Origin of the sequence: Micromonospora sp. NPDC048835 (assembly GCF_040649995.1) — a bacterium.
Classification (GTDB): Bacteria; Actinomycetota; Actinomycetes; order Mycobacteriales; family Micromonosporaceae; genus Micromonospora.
In genome coordinates, this window is sequence record NZ_JBEZGM010000011.1 from 102,666 (window position 1) to 118,737 (window position 16,072).

The 16,072-nt window shown below is 67.5% G+C and carries 16 protein-coding genes; 6 read left to right on the top strand and 10 right to left on the bottom strand.

The window, feature by feature from the left end:
* Nucleotides 1–26 precede the first annotated feature (26 nt).
* The 6 genes from AB0C15_RS15675 to AB0C15_RS15700 all read right to left on the bottom strand — a co-directional run bounded on the left by AB0C15_RS15675 (nucleotide 27) and on the right by AB0C15_RS15700 (nucleotide 3,450).
* Nucleotides 27–236, bottom strand: coding sequence for a hypothetical protein (locus tag AB0C15_RS15675; protein WP_278137311.1), 210 nt, complete (start codon nucleotides 234–236; stop codon nucleotides 27–29).
* On the bottom strand, nucleotides 233–1,108 hold the full coding sequence (locus tag AB0C15_RS15680) for an FtsK/SpoIIIE domain-containing protein (protein ID WP_357352346.1): 876 nt from the start codon (nucleotides 1,106–1,108) through the stop codon (nucleotides 233–235). The genes AB0C15_RS15675 and AB0C15_RS15680 overlap by 4 nt, the downstream gene beginning before the upstream one ends.
* A gap of 82 nt (nucleotides 1,109–1,190) precedes the next feature.
* Complete coding sequence (locus tag AB0C15_RS15685) at nucleotides 1,191–2,129, bottom strand: hypothetical protein (protein ID WP_357352348.1); 939 nt, start codon at nucleotides 2,127–2,129, stop codon at nucleotides 1,191–1,193.
* A 105-nt stretch (nucleotides 2,130–2,234) separates the two neighbouring features.
* Nucleotides 2,235–2,417 carry a hypothetical protein gene (locus AB0C15_RS15690; RefSeq protein WP_357352350.1) on the bottom strand — a complete coding sequence of 61 codons (183 nt, stop codon included), beginning with the start codon at nucleotides 2,415–2,417 and terminating at the stop codon, nucleotides 2,235–2,237.
* 35 nt (nucleotides 2,418–2,452) lie between these two features.
* Nucleotides 2,453–2,881, bottom strand: coding sequence for a DUF3307 domain-containing protein (locus AB0C15_RS15695; protein WP_357352352.1), 429 nt, complete (start codon nucleotides 2,879–2,881; stop codon nucleotides 2,453–2,455).
* Between the two features lie 251 nt (nucleotides 2,882–3,132).
* Nucleotides 3,133–3,450, bottom strand: a complete 318-nt coding sequence (locus AB0C15_RS15700) for a hypothetical protein (protein WP_357352354.1) — start codon at nucleotides 3,448–3,450, stop codon at nucleotides 3,133–3,135.
* A gap of 124 nt (nucleotides 3,451–3,574) precedes the next feature.
* Here AB0C15_RS15700 and AB0C15_RS15705 point away from each other — a divergent pair, with 124 nt between their 5' ends.
* Both AB0C15_RS15705 and AB0C15_RS15710 read left to right on the top strand, forming a co-directional pair.
* Nucleotides 3,575–4,375, top strand: coding sequence for a GntR family transcriptional regulator (locus AB0C15_RS15705; protein ID WP_357352356.1), 801 nt, complete (start codon nucleotides 3,575–3,577; stop codon nucleotides 4,373–4,375).
* Between the two features lie 10 nt (nucleotides 4,376–4,385).
* Nucleotides 4,386–5,033 carry a 2'-5' RNA ligase family protein gene (locus AB0C15_RS15710; RefSeq protein ID WP_357352358.1) on the top strand — a complete coding sequence of 216 codons (648 nt, stop codon included), beginning with the start codon at nucleotides 4,386–4,388 and terminating at the stop codon, nucleotides 5,031–5,033.
* Between the two features lie 1,050 nt (nucleotides 5,034–6,083).
* Here the strand turns inward: AB0C15_RS15710 and AB0C15_RS15715 are convergent.
* Entirely contained in the window at nucleotides 6,084–6,758 is a 675-nt protein-coding gene (locus AB0C15_RS15715) for a hypothetical protein (RefSeq protein ID WP_357352360.1), read from the bottom strand.
* Nucleotides 6,759–7,811: 1,053 nt separating this feature from the next.
* Between AB0C15_RS15715 and AB0C15_RS15720 the strand changes: the two genes are divergently transcribed.
* The 4 genes from AB0C15_RS15720 (at nucleotide 7,812) to AB0C15_RS15735 (ending at nucleotide 13,410) form a co-directional block, all read left to right on the top strand.
* Nucleotides 7,812–11,246 carry an RHS repeat-associated core domain-containing protein gene (locus AB0C15_RS15720; RefSeq protein ID WP_357352362.1) on the top strand — a complete coding sequence of 1,145 codons (3,435 nt, stop codon included), beginning with the start codon at nucleotides 7,812–7,814 and terminating at the stop codon, nucleotides 11,244–11,246.
* A gap of 31 nt (nucleotides 11,247–11,277) precedes the next feature.
* Complete coding sequence (locus AB0C15_RS15725; protein ID WP_357352364.1) at nucleotides 11,278–11,406, top strand: hypothetical protein; 129 nt, start codon at nucleotides 11,278–11,280, stop codon at nucleotides 11,404–11,406.
* Between the two features lie 65 nt (nucleotides 11,407–11,471).
* Nucleotides 11,472–12,173 (top strand): hypothetical protein, encoded by a 702-nt coding sequence (locus AB0C15_RS15730; protein WP_357352366.1) that lies wholly within the window; start codon nucleotides 11,472–11,474, stop codon nucleotides 12,171–12,173.
* Nucleotides 12,174–12,183: 10 nt separating this feature from the next.
* The gene (locus AB0C15_RS15735; protein WP_357352369.1) at nucleotides 12,184–13,410 is read left to right on the top strand and encodes a primary-amine oxidase; all 1,227 of its coding nucleotides are present in this window, start codon (nucleotides 12,184–12,186) and stop codon (nucleotides 13,408–13,410) included.
* 29 nt (nucleotides 13,411–13,439) lie between these two features.
* On the opposite strand, the gene AB0C15_RS15740 is transcribed toward AB0C15_RS15735, so the two are convergent.
* The 3 genes from AB0C15_RS15740 to AB0C15_RS15750 all read right to left on the bottom strand — a co-directional run bounded on the left by AB0C15_RS15740 (nucleotide 13,440) and on the right by AB0C15_RS15750 (nucleotide 16,072).
* Complete coding sequence (locus tag AB0C15_RS15740; protein ID WP_357352371.1) at nucleotides 13,440–14,756, bottom strand: M23 family metallopeptidase; 1,317 nt, start codon at nucleotides 14,754–14,756, stop codon at nucleotides 13,440–13,442.
* 84 nt (nucleotides 14,757–14,840) lie between these two features.
* A complete protein-coding gene (locus AB0C15_RS15745) occupies nucleotides 14,841–15,437 on the bottom strand; it encodes an ATP-dependent Clp protease proteolytic subunit (RefSeq protein ID WP_357352556.1) in 597 nt (198 codons plus the stop codon).
* 137 nt (nucleotides 15,438–15,574) lie between these two features.
* Nucleotides 15,575–16,072, bottom strand: a complete 498-nt coding sequence (locus AB0C15_RS15750; protein WP_357352373.1) for a helix-turn-helix domain-containing protein — start codon at nucleotides 16,070–16,072, stop codon at nucleotides 15,575–15,577.

Below are 16,072 nucleotides of genomic sequence, written 5' to 3' on the forward strand. Positions count from 1 at the left end.
GGCGAAGTTCCGGTCCTGTCGGCCGATCAGTGAGTGCGCAGCCGTAGGTAGCGGCGTTGGCGGTTGTCGTCGCCACCCATCGGGGTGGGCGAGGACAGGTAGACGAGCCGGCCGCTGGCGGACGCGGCGCGGACCATGACGGCGATGTCCTCGGGACGGCCGATGACCCACAGTTCGGTGAACTGGGCGGCGCGTTGGTTGTTGGCTTTGGCGTAGGCGCGCTCGCGGGTAGTCATGCCGCCATTTCCCACTCGGTCGAATTGGCCGCCGGAGCGTTGGCGCTGGTGCCGACAGGGCGGCGGGTCCAGGCGGCGTAGTCGGCGATGTTGTAGATATCGGAGTCGGTGAGGTAGGCGGCTTTGATGCGGCGGGGAACGCCGCCTTCGGCCAGGAGGTAGGCCGCGCCCTGGTTGGTGGGGCTGATGTCGGAGGCGGTGTAGCCCTGCTCGGCCCAGCCCTGACCGAGGATGATGTTCGAGCTGTTCAGCGATGTGCACCGGAACGCGGCCCGGTATCCGAACAGGTCCCGCAACGAGGCGGGAATGATGTCCCACGACGGGCGTTGAGTCGCAGCGACCACGGGCATGCCACAGGCCCGCCCGAGGGAGACGAGCCCTCGCAGAAGGGTGGAGAACTCTTCCTGTTGCTGCTTGGTGCCCAGCACCGTGGAGAACATGGCGAGTTCGTCGATGACGGTGAGGATGACGGACATGCCATCATCGGGGCCGAGCTTGCGGCGCCGGTTGGCGAGCAGCCAGGTGTAGCGGTTGGTCGCAACCGTCAGCAGGCGACGTAGCACCGAGATGCCCTGATCGATGTCGGGGCCGATGAACGCGTCGGCGAGGTCGCGCCAGGGGCCGAGTTCGACGAGCTTGGCGTCGAACAGCACCAGGCGGGTGTTGTCACACAGAACGCCGTGGCCGCAGATGTTGTTGATCAGGCCGGACTTACCGCCGCCGGGCTCACCAGCGGCGAGCAGGTTGTGATAGACGACGTCGAGGTAGACGGGCTGGCCGAACTCGTCGATCCCGATGAACACCGGGTCGAACATCGACAGGCCAGCACCCACCGGCACCGCATCGGCAGTGGTGGGAATCGTGGTGGTCATGAGGTGCCCTCCTGGGCGTTGTGGGCGCGAGGAGCCACACGAACGAGCCGTCATGGCTCCTCGCATCCGGGTTGGGTTTGGGTCAGATCCAGTCGGAGGTGTCGTCGTGATCTACGGACGGCGCAGACAAAGCCGCGGGCTTGCTGCCGTTGGCCGTGGTTGCGGCCGGCTTTTTCGCCGGCTTGCCCTGAGCCGGGAGGGTGAACGTTGGAGCGTCGACGTCCGGCAGGTCCAGGGCGGTGGGCACCGACATGTGCGGTGCGGAGACGGGTACGGTCAGGTCGATCACGTCGACCAGCGGGGAACCCACGTGCGCGGTGAGCACCTCGCGTCGCTTGATGTCGAACCGCAGATAGGCGGCCTTGTTTTCCGAAGCGCGCTCGACGAGCACGGTGGAGGCGTGGCAGGTGACCGCGATCTTGTCGAGTTGCCCGGCCAAGTCCTCGGCGGACAAGCCAGGGCGCAGGTAGACCCAGACTCGCTCACCGACCGGGGTGGGACGTGCCCATAGGATCAGCGGCAGGCTGCCGGACTGGTTGGCGATGATGAACTGCGCGAAGCACACGCGCAGTCGATGCCGGACGATCAGGCACCAGGTCCAGGCGATGACCTGCCGGCGGACCGGGCGGATGGCGGCGGGGACGCCGACGATCAGGGCGACCACGATCAGGGTCACCAGGGTCGGGGTGTGGTTGGCCAGTTGCACCCACGCGGTGAGCAGCAGGACACCGAGGATGGTTTCCGGGGTCCACCACCACAGCAGCCGGATCACCGGCCACACCCGGACGAGGAGCCAGACGAGGGCACCGGTCGGGACGCCGATCAGCGCGCCGACGAAGACGGCAAGAATCGGGTGGATGTAGGAAGCGGCCACCACGACCGCCAGGAGGCCGACGATGACCGCCGTGAGGATGAACGCCATCCGGGCGTTACGGGCCGAGGATCGGTGAACCTTGGCCTCGATGACCGTCACCGTTCCGGTTGACCTGCCAGCGAACCGGCGAGGGCTAGACTTGGACATGACACGTCCTCCCAAGTGGATGGGTTGGATGGGTTGGAGAGAGCGGGGTCGGCAGGTTGCGAGCCAGTACCGGCCCCGCGCTCGAACTTCCTAAACTGACCGACGTCAGTCGTTGCGCAGGTTGTTGGCGATCAGGCCGAAACGGATGCGGTCGTCCTCGTCGAGGACGGTCGGGGTGCGCCCAGCGGCGCGCTCCTCGCGGAGCTGCTTGTCCAGGTGCTTCGGGTCGACCTTGACCTCACGGACACGACCACTGGTGTCCTCGCTGAACAGGTACTTCTTCCCCATGGCAGGGATCTCCCCTTGATCAGAGTGAGGGGTTCTTAGAGGCAGGCGATGAGCAGCGCGGACGCCCACAGGCACGCCGCGTGCAGGGACTGATCGGCCAGGTACATCCCGCAGATCGGGGCCTGACGGTCGGCGAAGTCGCCGCTTCCGGTGTGGGTGAGTAGCCAGCGCACCGGCCACCGTCGGTCAAGAAACGCGTGCGAGACGGCGGAGAAGCCGAGCCCAGCAGCGAGCCCGAGGGCGGTGACGGGCAGGTCCAGGGCGGCGAGCGTGATGGCGAGCATGACCACCACTACGAGGTGATAGGCCATCACGTGGCCCAACAGGTGACGCCAGCCGTCCCAGCCCGGGGCGGCCTTGTGTGCGGCCTGCTTGTCGGACTGGCCGAGAACGTGATCGGCCACCTGGTGACCGGCGTAGAGGGTCGCCGCGACGACGGCGAACACGATGGCGGAAACGAGCATGAGACAACCACTCCCTATGACGAGGGCAGACAGGTTGGAAATGGCAGACGGGGTCGGCAGGTATGCGAGCCAGTACCGACCCCGCGCCTTGTGGGATGTGACCACCTGACGTGATCACCGGCCGGAAACGTGCGAGCCAGAACCGTTCCCGGACGAATCAAAGATGGGGATTGGTTAGATCAGCGGACCATCAGGCCGCTACAGCGAGCCACGGACACCAGCGGCTCACACAGCACAGCGGTGCGAGGGACCTACTTGGCCGGAGAACCAGTCTTCGGCTTCAGCGAGACCGCCCGGAACGCGACGCCGTTACGCCCGTTGGTCGCCCACGGAATGGCCTCCAACTGCTCGACGGCCAGGAAGTCGCCCACCTTCACGCTCGGCTTCTCTCCCGCCGTGGTGATGGTGATGACCTCCCCGCCGTTCTCGTCGAGCACGAAGACCTGGGTAGACCACATCAGCCGGCCCGTGTTCTTCTCGGACTTCTGATTGCCCTTCTCGTCGTTCTTCGGCATCGGGTCCTTCGACGCCGTCACCTGCTTGCTCGTGGTGTCCACGTAAAGCTTCATGAGCGTGACCCCTTCCTAGGTCTAGTGCTCTAGTCCTCTAGAGGACTGCGTGTAATCAAGGTATGTCGATCCAGTGAGCGCGTCAAGTCCTCTAGAGGACTAAACTTGGTGGTAGGAGGGCAACATGACCGATGACCTGGGAACAAAGGCTCCCAAGTACCAGCGCATAGCCGATGAGCTGCGGCGCGACATCAAAAGCGGCAAGTACGAACCAGGGGAGCGGCTGCCTGCCGAGGCCGCATTACTTGAGCGCTTCCGCGCTACCTTCCCCAGCCTCTCGCTTGAGACCTTGAGAAGTGCGATCCGTGTCCTGAGGGCCGAGGGAATCGTCGAGGCGCGCCAGGGCGTAGGCACCTTCGTCAGCACGAACCGCCGGTTGCAACGCCGGTCCCGTGACCGCTACGGGCGTGCCCGGACCGACGGCAAACTACTTACGGCCCACCTACGCCATGAGATCCCATTTGCGGGGCGTGGCCCAGTTCCCGAGCACATTGCCAAGGCAGCGGACATGGAGCCCGGTGAGGAAGTAGTCATCCGCCGACGCATCCTGTCGGATTCGAAGACCAGCAAGCCTCAGGAGGTCGGGGCTAGCTACATCCCGGTAGGGATCGCCGGCAGCACCTTCCTTGAAGAGCCCACCGTGGTGCCTAAGGCACTTTTCCTGTGCGTGGAGGACTTGAGCGGTAAGAAGTACGCCCAGGCTAGGGACCACTGGCAGTGGCGGATGCCCACATCGGCCGAGGCCGAGGCACTCCAAATTTCGGCGGGGACCGGGGTTGTTCACGTGGTTCATGTCGCTCGCGCCCAGGACGACACGGTGCTCGAAGTGTCCGAGTCGGTGTGGCCGGCAGACCGGATCGAAATCATCGATGAGTACGACGTCACCCAGCAGCCTGAAGACGCTGCCGGTCGCTCAGACATCTAGGGAAAGTGACATGTCCGATCTGGTCGAGCACGTCGGCACGATGCAGGACCACTGGTGGTGGCGGCCGGGATGGCAGAAGGGTCGCCACTTCTACGCATGCCACTTCGCCGTGGGCGAGCACGCCGAGCTGGTGAAGCTGGTCCAGCTATACCAGCAGGCATTAGAGCCGTTTCCCGGCCTTGACCCTATCCCCGCGTCGTGGCTGCACATGACCATGCAAGGCATCGGGTTCGTAGATGAACTTAGCGACGCCCAGACCGTGAAGTTGGAGGAGGTGATCCGTCGGAGAGTGGCCAAGATTCCGACACCTGTCGTGACGTTCCATCGGCCAGTCGTGCGAGCCGAGGCCGTCTACTTGCCAGGGTTGCCACCGGAGCCCATCCGAGCCGTGCGGGACGCTGTCAGAATCGCGATTGGAGGCGTCCTCGGGCAGGACCACGTCGAGTTGGCACCCGAACACGTCCCGGTGTACCGGCCGCACGTCAGCGTCGCCTACTCCAACTCAGCACAAGCCGCGGAGCCGATCGCGGACGCGATCAGCGGGGTCGAAGCGGCCCCCGTCACGGTTTCGCTGAGCCACGTGGGCCTGCTTGAGTTTCACCGCGACAACCGCATGTACGAGTGGAACCAAGCCGTTCAAATCCCAATAGGGCACTGACGGCAGCAAGCTCGGTACGGACGTGACCAGTCGGCTGCCGGCGATGTTGTGCAAAGTTTCTGTACGTCTTCAAGGCGGCCCTGAACGGGCCGCACGCGCCGCCGCCTGGGCGCGCGTCCGTCGCTCCGCTGGCGCTCCGACTCCGGCCACGCAACATGCCCGGCGGCTGGCGCGGAAGCGGGAAGCCCAAGGGGCCGCCGCAGAACGACAGGCCGTTGAACGGTGGGGTGTTTGGCCGGCAGCCGGCCGGGCCGCGCGGCCACGAGCCCGCGCGGCGTAGGGGAGCGGACGTCGGCCGCGTCGGCGAACTGGCGGTGGTCGCGGGGGCGCGGTTACTGCGCCTCCGGCGGGGGCGCTCGGGCTCCAGGATGGCAAGACTGCATCGGCGGGTCACCGTCCGTGGGTGGTTGCGGTAGGCCAACCCGCCTGCCCTCGACCCGGGCGAGCCGAGCAGACCACCGCCCGGCCCGCCAGCGTCCGACCGTGCGTCAAGGCCGTCTTGACGCGGCGGGCCGGGCGGCGGCCCGCACCCCAGGAGGGCGGGTCGACGGCAGACGGGATGGCAAAGCGCCGTCGGTGGCCGTCGGTGCGGGGGTTTAATGGCCGGAGCTGCTGGAAGTTACTTCTCTCGAATAACGAACGCACGTGCGGCTAGTGCGCCAACCCCCGGCAAAATTGCCGGAACGAGCCCCATGATGCCTGCGAACAAGAGGACCCGTTGAGCCGTTTTGAGTTGCCCACGCAAATAAGCGATTGCCGCCCACGTGGCGAGGGCAGCAACGGCCGCCGACCAGGCAAGTAGTGCCAGGTTCAGGGGATGAATTACCGCCTGCTCTAGCACTTCGCCGGTCTGGCCAATTCGGTATACGGCGGTAGAAGTGGGCCTAGTGCCGGCTATCAAGAGTGCTGCCACTCCAGAGAAGACGATCAAGGCCGTCGTCAGACTCCGGCGCGAGATGCTGAGTGGCATTACACAACCTCCTCGAAATTGGCGTTTGGCCGAGGTGGGGGTACGTTAGCGCACCCCCACCTCGGCCGACAGTAGCCTAGCTAGCAGTACTGGCGCGTCGTGTTGTTGTACCTAGTGGCGCAGGTGCCGGCGTAGTGCCCCCAAATTTCAAGGCGCAAATAGATTGCCGGCGTGTAGGGGACGCTATTTGTGAACTTGCCCTCCGTCTTATGGTGAATGCCGCCCGGGTAGGACCCACCCAAAGTGTACGGGATAAAGTCGTTCTGTGAGCAGCCGTCCCAACTCCACCCGTTGGTCGTTCCCCAGCCAGTGGTAGAGCCGCCGCACGGCCCGCCCCAGTCCGATACCTTCTTCGTGGTGTTGTTCCAACACCAGCTAAGGCTTTGGTTGTGCTTGCCTGCTTCTGCGCCCCAAATGCTAAAGCTGATAATCCAGTTGGTACTGGACTTGCAGCCGGAGGCCAGAGTCCCCATCACGGGTTCGCTGCTGATTTCGTAGGTGATGCGCTCACTAGCGCGCCTAGGGTCGCAGTCCAATGCCGATGCATCGGAAGCGCTCAGTTCGCCCTTCGCCTTCAGTTGCTTCACCGTCGAGCGAAACTCAGCGTACTGCGCGTCGCCGACTCGATAGCAGCCCGCGCTCGCGGCATCGGCCGAGGCCGAGGTTGGAACCGCAAGCACCGCAGCGACGAGTGACAACAGTGAGAGCAATGCTGTCACAGCCCAGGCAGGGCGGTACGATGGTGTCGTCCTCATTAGATCTCCGTTCTCGATGGGGACGTGCGGCTGCGGGGTGCATCCCGCAGTCGCACCCGTGTCGGCTTGACCCCTGCCAGGTGGCGAGGTTCTCCCGCTTACGGGGTGTTACCGGCCGGTGTTGTTAACGTACACGAACATCGACCATCATGCTGCCCCGTGCCAAACGCAGCTTGCATCAGCGGCGCGTTCCAGCCCACCGGGGTTCGACGGAGAGATTCACGACAGGCGGCACCCGATGACGCCCGTTACGACGAGCAGGATCGCGGCAGCGGAGCAGCGCGAGGGCCATGATCCGACCGCGTCGATTCGACCCATCATTGTTGGCCGCACGGTGGACACCGACGCCCGCCGCCGCATCCACATGGGGGGACTGCCGCCGACATGAGACGGAGGAACGACGAACTGTAAGCGTGCAGGACCTTGTACCGGAGCGGCCATCGACGTTGCTGTCGACAGCAACGGTGACAGCGACGAGGCAGGACGGAGGCAACCAAGGGCGATGGGTGACGGATCATCGCCCGATGTCAGAGACGGACGTAGACTCCGCCGGACGCGGTGCACAGAGCTTGTAAGCGAGACGTCGACGTTGATCGCAAAATCCGGAACATGCGCGGAATGATCAAGCGCAACGGGTTGGACCAGTCGGACGCAACGCCTGCTAGGACGAGGTGCACCCGAGCAGGCGCTATACCCTTCCTAAACCGTGTGTCGCAGGTTCGAATCCTGCCGGGGGCACCTCCAAGATCAGCTGAGACCGACCCGTCGCTTCGGCGGGAGTCTCTCCGCGCACCATGATTCAACTCTGTGCGTCCCGCCGGGTGACTGTCGTCCTCGCGCCCCTGAGCTGCGCGAACGCGCCGGGATCTACGGCAGCGGCCACCCTTCCCGCCAGTTCACTGCTTGTGATCACATACCACGTCTTCAGTTAGTTGCCTAACGGCAATCGTCCTCAATAGAGGATGCTGCGCAAACGACTCGACGGGGCAGACCATCCAATGATCTCGATGAAAGCCTTCCCGTGCTTTGCCATGACGACGGGGAGGTTCGGTAGTGCGCGTTCTCAGAGTGTTCACGGTCGCGGCGGTTTCCGCCGCGACCGTCCTCATGCCGGTGGCCGGGCCGGTGCTAGCCGCTCCGGAGAAGGCCCCCAAGGCCACCCCGGTGCAGCCCGGCTCGCCGGGCTCCGGTCGCATCGCGCTCGGCCCCAGCAACGGGACGCTCGCGATGGTCCCCGGCGCGGTGGAGGTGCCCAAGGGGACGGGTGCCGGTAACAACGCGACGTTCACCACCTTCGACCTGTCCGACCGGGTGGTTCTCCAGGTCCACGCCGGCTCGGGCAACCTCCTCCTGCGCACCACCGACCTGGTGCTGCCGGGCATCAGCACCAACGTGGTGCTGGGGGCGGCGTTCAACAGCCTGCTTGTCGGCAGTGACATCGAGACCGGCGCGCACGGGCGTGGCTGGCGGGCACGCACGGGCCCGGACACCAAGCTCATCAAGAACTCCGACAACTCGGTGACGTACGCGGCCGCGGACGGGCTGGTCGGCACGTTCACGGCGGTCAGCGGCGGCTACGACACGCCCAAGGAGTTCAAGGGCACGCTGAAGCAGGACGGGTCGGGCTGGAAGTTCACCGAGAACAACGACGGGCGTGAGCTGTACTTCACCTCGTCCGGGCAGCTCGACAAGGTCGAGGACCGCAACGACAACGTCATCGACTACACCTACAACAGCGCGGGCGAGCTGACCAAGGTGGTCACCGACCGGGGTGCCACCGGGGCGCGCACCGCGGTGGTGACGTACAAGAACGGCCGGATCCAGCGACTCCAGCAGGCGGTCGACGCCTCCAACTCGCGGCAGGTCATCTACTCGTACAACAACGCGGGCAACCTGACGCAGATCGTGCCCACCTCCGGGCACGCGGTGAAGTTCGCCTACGACTCGTCGCAGCGGGTCAAGCGGATCACCACCGGGCTCTCCTCCGAGCCGGGCACCGAGACCCGGGTCGAGTACGACAGCCTGCACCGCGTCGCCGCGGTCGCCCGCGTGCTCGAGAACGAGTCGGTGGACAACCCGGACGGCCGACTCGCGATCACCCGGTGGGCGTACACGTCGTCCACCGAGGTCCAGGTGGCCGACCCGAACACCGACATCACCAAGCGGGTGTCGGACGTCGCGCACACCACCTACACGACCGACAGCGACAAGCGGATCACCAAGGCGGTCGACCCGGACGGTAACGAGCGCAACCGCTCCTACACCCCGTACCACGACGTGGCGACCTCGACCGACGCGATGGGGCAGAGCGTCGGCAACAAGTACGACGCCAACAACGGCCAGTCGCTGACCTCGACCACCACGCCGACCGGCGCGTCGAGCACGGCGGCGTACACCAACGCGCCCACGTCGTCCAACCCGACCGCCGGCTACCAGCCCTCGACGGGTGGGGACGCGCAGAAGAACCAGAGTTCGTACTCGTACAACGGCGCCGGCAACAAGATGTCGGCCAAGAACGCCGAGGCGGCCGAGGCCAAGGTCGACTACAACAGTGACGGCACGGTGAAGACCGCCACCGACCCGGCGAACACCAACAACCCGACGAACTACACGTACAACAGCAACAAGCAGCTCACCACCATCACCCCACCGACCGGCAACAGCCTGGCCAAGCGGGAGTTCACCTACGACGCGTTCGGCCGGGTGCGCACCGCCAGCGACGGCGGCGGGCGGGTCACCACCAACGAGTACGACACCGACGACCGCCTCGTCCGGACCACGTACTCCGACGACACCGAGTCGGTGGAGTACGAGTACGACGGCTCCGGCAACCTGATCGAGCGCACCCGCGGCAAGAGCGAGACGTTCGTCTTCGACCGGCTCAACCGGCTCATCCAGCGTGGGCCGGACTACTACCTGACCCAGTACACGTACGACCCGGCCGGGAACCTCACCAAGCTGCACGGTGACTACCGGGGCGACACCGTCTACTCGTACGACAAGCGCAACCTGCTCACGAAGATGGAGGTCGACGGCGCGACCTACACCTTCGAGTACGACAAGGAGGGTCGGCGCACCGACACGAAGCTCAGCGTCGAGGACGCCGGGCCGACCACCACCGCGCACACCAAGCTGACCTACGACAAGTCGGGTCGCATCACCCGCACCACGAGCAAGCGCTGGGAGCGGGTGAACAACGCCGACCAGGAGTTCGTCACGTACGACGTCTCGTACTGCTACAGCAAGCGGGTCGGCACCGCCGCGTGCAACACCACCGACACGACCCAGGACAGTTCGCTGCGCCAGTGGCAGACCGAGCACCACCGCGGTGGAGCCGTGCAGGTCTACACGTACGACAAGGCGAACCGGCTGACCAAGGCCACAAACCTGGCGCCGGGGACGTTCGACTACACCTACGACTCGAACGGCAACCGCACCACCGTCAAGGTCAACGGCACCGAGACGCAGCGGCTGACGTTCAACTCGGCCAACCAGATCACCTCCAGCGGCTACTCGTACGACGGCGCGGGCAACCAGCTCAACGGCTCGGCCACCCGAAGCACCGACTACAACGCGGCCGGGCAGACGACCGGCAACCGGACCAGCGGCAACAAGGACGCCTACTTCCACTATCTGACCGGCGACCAGTCCGAGCTGGACTCCGTCTGGGTGGACGGGGACGACAACGACCAGATGTACTTCGCCTGGGGGCGTGGCTCGCAGGGCGGCACCTCGCTCGACGACTACCAGGCCGTCGACGGTGACACCCACTTCCTCGAGCGGGACGGCACCGGCGCGCTTGTCGGCGTACGGGTCGCCGAGAAGAAGACCGGCAAGTGGGTGCACTACTTCCCGACGATCGACGGCAACGGCTCGGTGGTCGGCCTGACCAACCAGAACGGCACCTACGCCGGCCACTGGACCTACGACCCGTACGGCCGCACCACGAACATCACTGCCAACCAGCCGGTGGTCAACTCGTTCGCGATCGGCTACGCCGGCGGGCTCAGGCACGCCAGCACCGGCCTGACCAAGTTCGGGAAGCGGTGGTACGACCCGGAGACCGGCCGGTTCACCCAGCAGGACAGCCTCAACACCATCGGCGACCCGACGGTGGGCAACAGGTACGCGTTCGCCGGGGCCGACCCGATCAACAACTCCGATCCGACGGGTCTGGTGGTGGCGAGCATCGGCTTCGAGGTCTGCTACGTCATCTGCGCCGGTCTCAACTACGAGATCGACGACCAGGGCAATCAGGGCGTCACCGGCACCATCGGGGTCGGTGCCGGTGGTGGCTTCAACAGTGAGATCGGTGGCGGCACCGTCGAGGAGGGCGTCAGTGGGTACGGCCAGTGCAGCGCCGGGCCGTTCAACGCCACCGTCGAGGAGGACGCGGCGACAGGTGAGGACGAGTACGGCGCCTCGGTCAGCCCGGGCAGCACCGGAGCGGGTTGTTCGCTAGGCATTTCGGGAACACAGAAATTCTGACCCGCACCATCCTCATCGGACGGAGACCGACATGCTGGAAAACCTCGCCGTGGTTGGCGGACCGAAGTCACCAGTCGCCACACCGGTGCTGATCGGCTTCTTCGTCCTCGTGGCGGTCGCCATCGTGGTGATCCTGTTCCTGCGTTCGCGTAACAAGTAGCACCGCAGCATCCGGGCCGGCCGGTCACGACCGGCCGGCCCGGCACACTCACGGGGGGCCGGCACATGCAGAAGAGAACGGCCGCGGCCATGGTCGCGGCGGTGGTCGCAATGTGGTCGCTGGGTTGGATGCTCGGCTCGTCGGCCGGCGCGGAGGATTCCGGTGCCGCGCCCGTCGTTCCGCGGATAACCGACCCGCCCGAGGCGCCGGTGCCGGCCGCCGGCACCGGGCGGGATCCGCTCACCCCGACCGAGACCGCCCGGGCCCGCGAGCTGGCACTGGCCGGGCTGGCCGACGCCGGCCCGACCGGGCCCACCGACGTCACCGGAGCGGCCGGGCCGGAGTTGCTGGCCGTCCGGCGCGCGGACGGCGACGGCACCGCACGCCGAGCCGACGTGCTCACGTACGACTACCGCGGCGACAAGCTGGTCAAGGTCGCGGTCGACCTCACCGCCGGGCGGGTCACCGGCACCTTCACCGCCACCGGCATGCAGCCGCCGGCGACCCCTCGGGAGGTGGCGGCGGCGGTGGACCTGCTCTGGCGGCACGACCTCGGCGAGCTGATGCGCGAGCGGTTCCGGCAGGCCACCGGCGCCGCGCCGGCCACGGCGGCGGAGCTTCAGCCCGGCGCGCAGACCTACACCGGCGAACCGTGCGCGGTGCACCGCTGCGTCCTGCTGCTCCTGCACCGACCGGGCGAGCCCTACGTGGATCTCACCGACCTGGTCGTCGACCTGTCCGCCGGCACCGTCGTCCGTCTGCCCTGAGGAGCCCGCGATGACCAAGCGAACCCTGGCCCTCGGCCTGTCCGCCGTGCTGTCGGTGATCCTGGCTTCCGGGTTGGCCGGCGCCAGCGCCGGCCACGCCGAGGAGCCCGCCACGGTGGCCTGCGGTCCGGCGGCCACCGTCCGCGAGACGCTGCCGGGTGGCACCCGCTGGCAGATGTGTTGGCACGTCGATCCGCAGACCGGCCTGGTGTTGGAGGACGTCGGGCTGAGCTTCCGTGGCGGCCCGGTCACCACCGTGCTGGAGTCGGTGACGCTCGGTCAGCTCAACGTGCCGTACGACACCGGCACCACCGAGTGGAACGACATCACCTCGTACGGCTTCGGCGGCGACGCGATGCAGCGGCTGCCCGAGCGCGAGTGCCCCGGCGGGTCGCGGCGCGCGGCGTACGACAGCGGCAAGGTCCTCTGTGTCGTCGCCGAGCCCACCGGCCCGGCGCAGCGGGTCGCCGACGACGGCTACCTCTACTCCCGGCAGGGTGTCGACCTGGTGCTGCGGACCATCTCCAAGGTCGGCTGGTACGAGTACGTCACCGAGTACCGTTTCGGCGACGACGGCCGGTTCACCGCCCGGCTCGGCGCCACCGGCGACCTGTCCCCGACCGACTACACCTCCGCGCGGTACGGCCAGCCGATCGGCCCGGGCGCCTCGGACCACGCCGCCGCGCACCACCACAACGCGGTCTGGCGGGTCGATCCCGGCCTGGGCAGCGAGCGGGTCGAGCAGTTCGACACCGCCCCCACCGGGCAGCAGGGCCGCCGCTCGGCGATCCTCGCCACCACCCGCACCGCCATCCCCACCGAACGGGCGCTGACTGGCGCGAACCGCAGGTGGTGGCGGGTGGTCAGCGACGCCGCGCCGAACGCCGACGGGCACCCGCGCTCCTACCAACTCGTGACCGGCGCGAACGACGACTACGAGAGCCGGCCCGAGATGGCACCCGACCTGACCGTCACCGAGGCCCGCGCCTGCGAGAAGTTCGCCTCGTTCAACCTGGACCCGGAGTGCGCGGCCCGCTCCGTGGTGGACTACGTGAACGGCGAGACGTTGACCGACCCGGTGCTGTGGGTGCGGATCGGCTTCCACCACCTGCCGCGCGACGAGGACCAGAGCCCGATGCGGGTGCACTGGCAGGGCTTCGACCTGCTGCCCCGCGACCTGACCGCCACCAACCCGTTGGCCCCGAGCGCACGGGCGAGCATCAACGGTCGCCCCTGAACGGGCTGGCGGACCCCGGACGGGGCGACTCAGACGGCGTAGATGAGCTTGACGCCGTCCAACCCGAGGGCTGCCGCCCGTGACCCGCGGACCCCGCTGTTGAGGTTGCGCCAGGCGTTGTTGCTCGCCGCCTCGTGCACCCACCCGTCGACGACGGTGTAGATGTGCTTCACCCCGTTGACGGTGAGCGCGGCGAGGGCGGTGCCCTGCGCGCCGTGGATGCCGGTCCACAGGTTGGCCCAGCCGGCGTTGCTGGCGGCCTCGTAGATCCGCCCACCGTTGAGCGCGTAGATGATCTTCGTGCCGCCCAGGGTGGTCGCCGCTACCGCCTCGGCCGGGACACCCGTGTTCAGGTTCCGCCAGGCGTTGGCGCTGTGCGCCTCGTGTATGTAGCCGCCGACGATGCTGTAGACGTACATGACGCCGTTGAGGGCGATCACCGAGATCGAGGACGAACTCGCGCCGCCGATGCCGGTGTTGAGGTTGCGCCAGGCGTTGTTGCTCGCCGCCTCGTGCACCCACCCGTCGACGACGGTGTAGATGTGCTTCACCCCGTCGACGGTGAGCGCGGCCAGGGCGGTGCCCTGCGCGCCGTGGATGCCGGTCCACAGGTTGGTCCAGCCGGTGTCGCTGGCGGCCTCGTAGATCCGGCCACCGTTGAGCGAGTAGAGGATCTTGGTGGATCCCAGTGTGATCGCGGCCGCCGCCGTGCCGGTCACCGCGCCCGTGCTGCCGGAGACCGGCAGGGCACGCCAGCCGGCGTTGCTTGCCGCCTCGAACACCTGACGGGGCTGGTCGGCCGGGTTCTGCTGGATGTAGACGAGCGGACTGATCAGGGCGCCGGACGGGTTGATCATGTGCCAGTGCAGGTGCGGTCCCGTCGAGCTGCCCGAGCCGGGTGCGCCGGCCGCGCCGCCGGAGCGGCCCACGATCGTGCCCGCGCCAACGCTGGAGCCGTCGGCGAGCAGGAACTGCGACAGGTGCAGGTACTGGCTGCGGTAACCGTCCGCGTGGTGGATCGTGACGGTGTGCCCGCCCCCGCCGTTGTTCGGGATGTTCTGGATGGTGCCCGCGCCGCAGGCCGGCAGCGCCGTGCCCACCCCCATCCCGAAGTCGATGCCACCGCGCGAGCCGCGCCGGAGGTGGCCCTCCCAGGTGTCGGTGATCGGGTAGGCGGTGAACGGGTTGTAGATCGCGGGCGCGGCCTGCGCGACCCCGGGGGCCAGGAGGCCACCGGTGCCGAGGGCGCCCGCGCCCAGCGCCGCCGCGCGCAACACCGTGCGGCGACTCACGGTGTGGCCTGGCGTGTCGTCACCGCAGCAGCCGCCTTCGATCCCGCGCGTCATTCCCGCTCCCTCCGCTCCCGGCACCATATCTACGGAGGTTAATGGGTGGATCGCTCTGGCGGTACCGGAGCCACCAGACGTTGATCAGAGCGTCGGTAGCTGTTCGGCTCGGGTGACCACGTGGTCGATGAGGCCGTACTCCCGGGCCTGCTCGGCGGTGAACCACCGGTCCCGGTCCCAGTCGCGCTGGATCTCGTCGAGGGTCCGTCCGCTGTGCTCGGCGATCAACTCCTGCATGGTGCGCTTCACGTGCAGCATGTTCTCCGCCTGGATGGTGATGTCCGCGGCCGTCCCGCCCATCCCGCCGGACGGCTGGTGCATCATGATCCGCGAGTGTGGCAGCGCGTACCGCTTGCCGGCCGCGCCCGCGCAGAGCAGGAACTGCCCCATCGAGCCGGCGAACCCGAGCGCCAGCGTCGCCACGTCGTTGCGGACGTAGCGCATCGTGTCGTAGACCGCCATCCCCGCGCTCACCGACCCGCCCGGCGAGTTGATGTAGAGGTAGATGTCCCGGTCGGCGTCCTCGGCGGCGAGCAGCAGGATCTGCGCGCAGATCTGGTTGGCCGATTCGTCGGTCACCTCGGTGCCGAGGAAGACGATCCGCTCCCGGAGCAGTCGCTCGAACACGTGGTCACCGAAGGACGGTTGCCCACCGTTGAGCATCTGCACGCCGTACCCCATCATGTGCCGCCGCCTTCCGCCGTGCCGGCGGGCGGTGGGCCACCCGGTGGACCGGCCCTTCCAGCGTGCGGCGAGGGCGGTGGCCGGCCCAGTGATTCTGCCGCCGGCAGATCCGCCGACGGCAGAACCCACGCGGCCTACGCGACGGTCAGCCGCCGCAGGCCCAGCCGGGTCTGTGCGCAGTCAGCCAGGGCAGCGGTACGCGGACCGGGGCGCGAGCCACCAGCGGAGGCATTTCCGTCGACGCTGAGGGTCGGCCCGCTCGCCACCGGCGCGCGGTGCAGGACGAACCCGCTGACACGTGGACCCACCAGCAGGGTGGCGTTGCCGATCTCCCGCCGAGTCGCATCGACCCGCTCCAGGTGGGTGAGCGCGGCGCGTGGCGCGACCGGCAGGCGCGGCTCGACCCGGCGCATGTCGTCGCGGGCCTCGCCCAGCAGGTCGGCGAGGCTGATGCCGAGCGCTCGGCAGATCGCGGCCAGCACCTCCGACGAGGCCTCCTTGCGGCCCCGCTCGACCTCTGAGAGGTAGGGCACGGAGACATCGGCCGACGCGGCAACCTCGCGCAGCGTCCGGCCCTGGCGCTGACGGTGGCGACGGAGCACTCCACCGATGACTCGTCGCAGCAACGACAT

Coding starts and splice junctions, on each gene's coding strand:
- AB0C15_RS15675 (WP_278137311.1), bottom strand. CDS start 236: ATGACTACCCGCGAGCGCGCCTACGCCAAAGCCAACAACCAACGCGCC.
- AB0C15_RS15680 (WP_357352346.1), bottom strand. CDS start 1,108: ATGACCACCACGATTCCCACCACTGCCGATGCGGTGCCGGTGGGTGCT.
- AB0C15_RS15685 (WP_357352348.1), bottom strand. CDS start 2,129: ATGTCCAAGTCTAGCCCTCGCCGGTTCGCTGGCAGGTCAACCGGAACG.
- AB0C15_RS15690 (WP_357352350.1), bottom strand. CDS start 2,417: ATGGGGAAGAAGTACCTGTTCAGCGAGGACACCAGTGGTCGTGTCCGT.
- AB0C15_RS15695 (WP_357352352.1), bottom strand. CDS start 2,881: ATGCTCGTTTCCGCCATCGTGTTCGCCGTCGTCGCGGCGACCCTCTAC.
- AB0C15_RS15700 (WP_357352354.1), bottom strand. CDS start 3,450: ATGAAGCTTTACGTGGACACCACGAGCAAGCAGGTGACGGCGTCGAAG.
- AB0C15_RS15705 (WP_357352356.1), top strand. CDS start 3,575: ATGACCGATGACCTGGGAACAAAGGCTCCCAAGTACCAGCGCATAGCC.
- AB0C15_RS15710 (WP_357352358.1), top strand. CDS start 4,386: ATGTCCGATCTGGTCGAGCACGTCGGCACGATGCAGGACCACTGGTGG.
- AB0C15_RS15715 (WP_357352360.1), bottom strand. CDS start 6,758: ATGAGGACGACACCATCGTACCGCCCTGCCTGGGCTGTGACAGCATTG.
- AB0C15_RS15725 (WP_357352364.1), top strand. CDS start 11,278: ATGCTGGAAAACCTCGCCGTGGTTGGCGGACCGAAGTCACCAGTCGCC.
- AB0C15_RS15730 (WP_357352366.1), top strand. CDS start 11,472: ATGCAGAAGAGAACGGCCGCGGCCATGGTCGCGGCGGTGGTCGCAATG.
- AB0C15_RS15735 (WP_357352369.1), top strand. CDS start 12,184: ATGACCAAGCGAACCCTGGCCCTCGGCCTGTCCGCCGTGCTGTCGGTG.
- AB0C15_RS15740 (WP_357352371.1), bottom strand. CDS start 14,756: ATGACGCGCGGGATCGAAGGCGGCTGCTGCGGTGACGACACGCCAGGC.
- AB0C15_RS15745 (WP_357352556.1), bottom strand. CDS start 15,437: ATGGGGTACGGCGTGCAGATGCTCAACGGTGGGCAACCGTCCTTCGGT.
- AB0C15_RS15750 (WP_357352373.1), bottom strand. CDS start 16,072: ATGTCGTTGCTGCGACGAGTCATCGGTGGAGTGCTCCGTCGCCACCGT.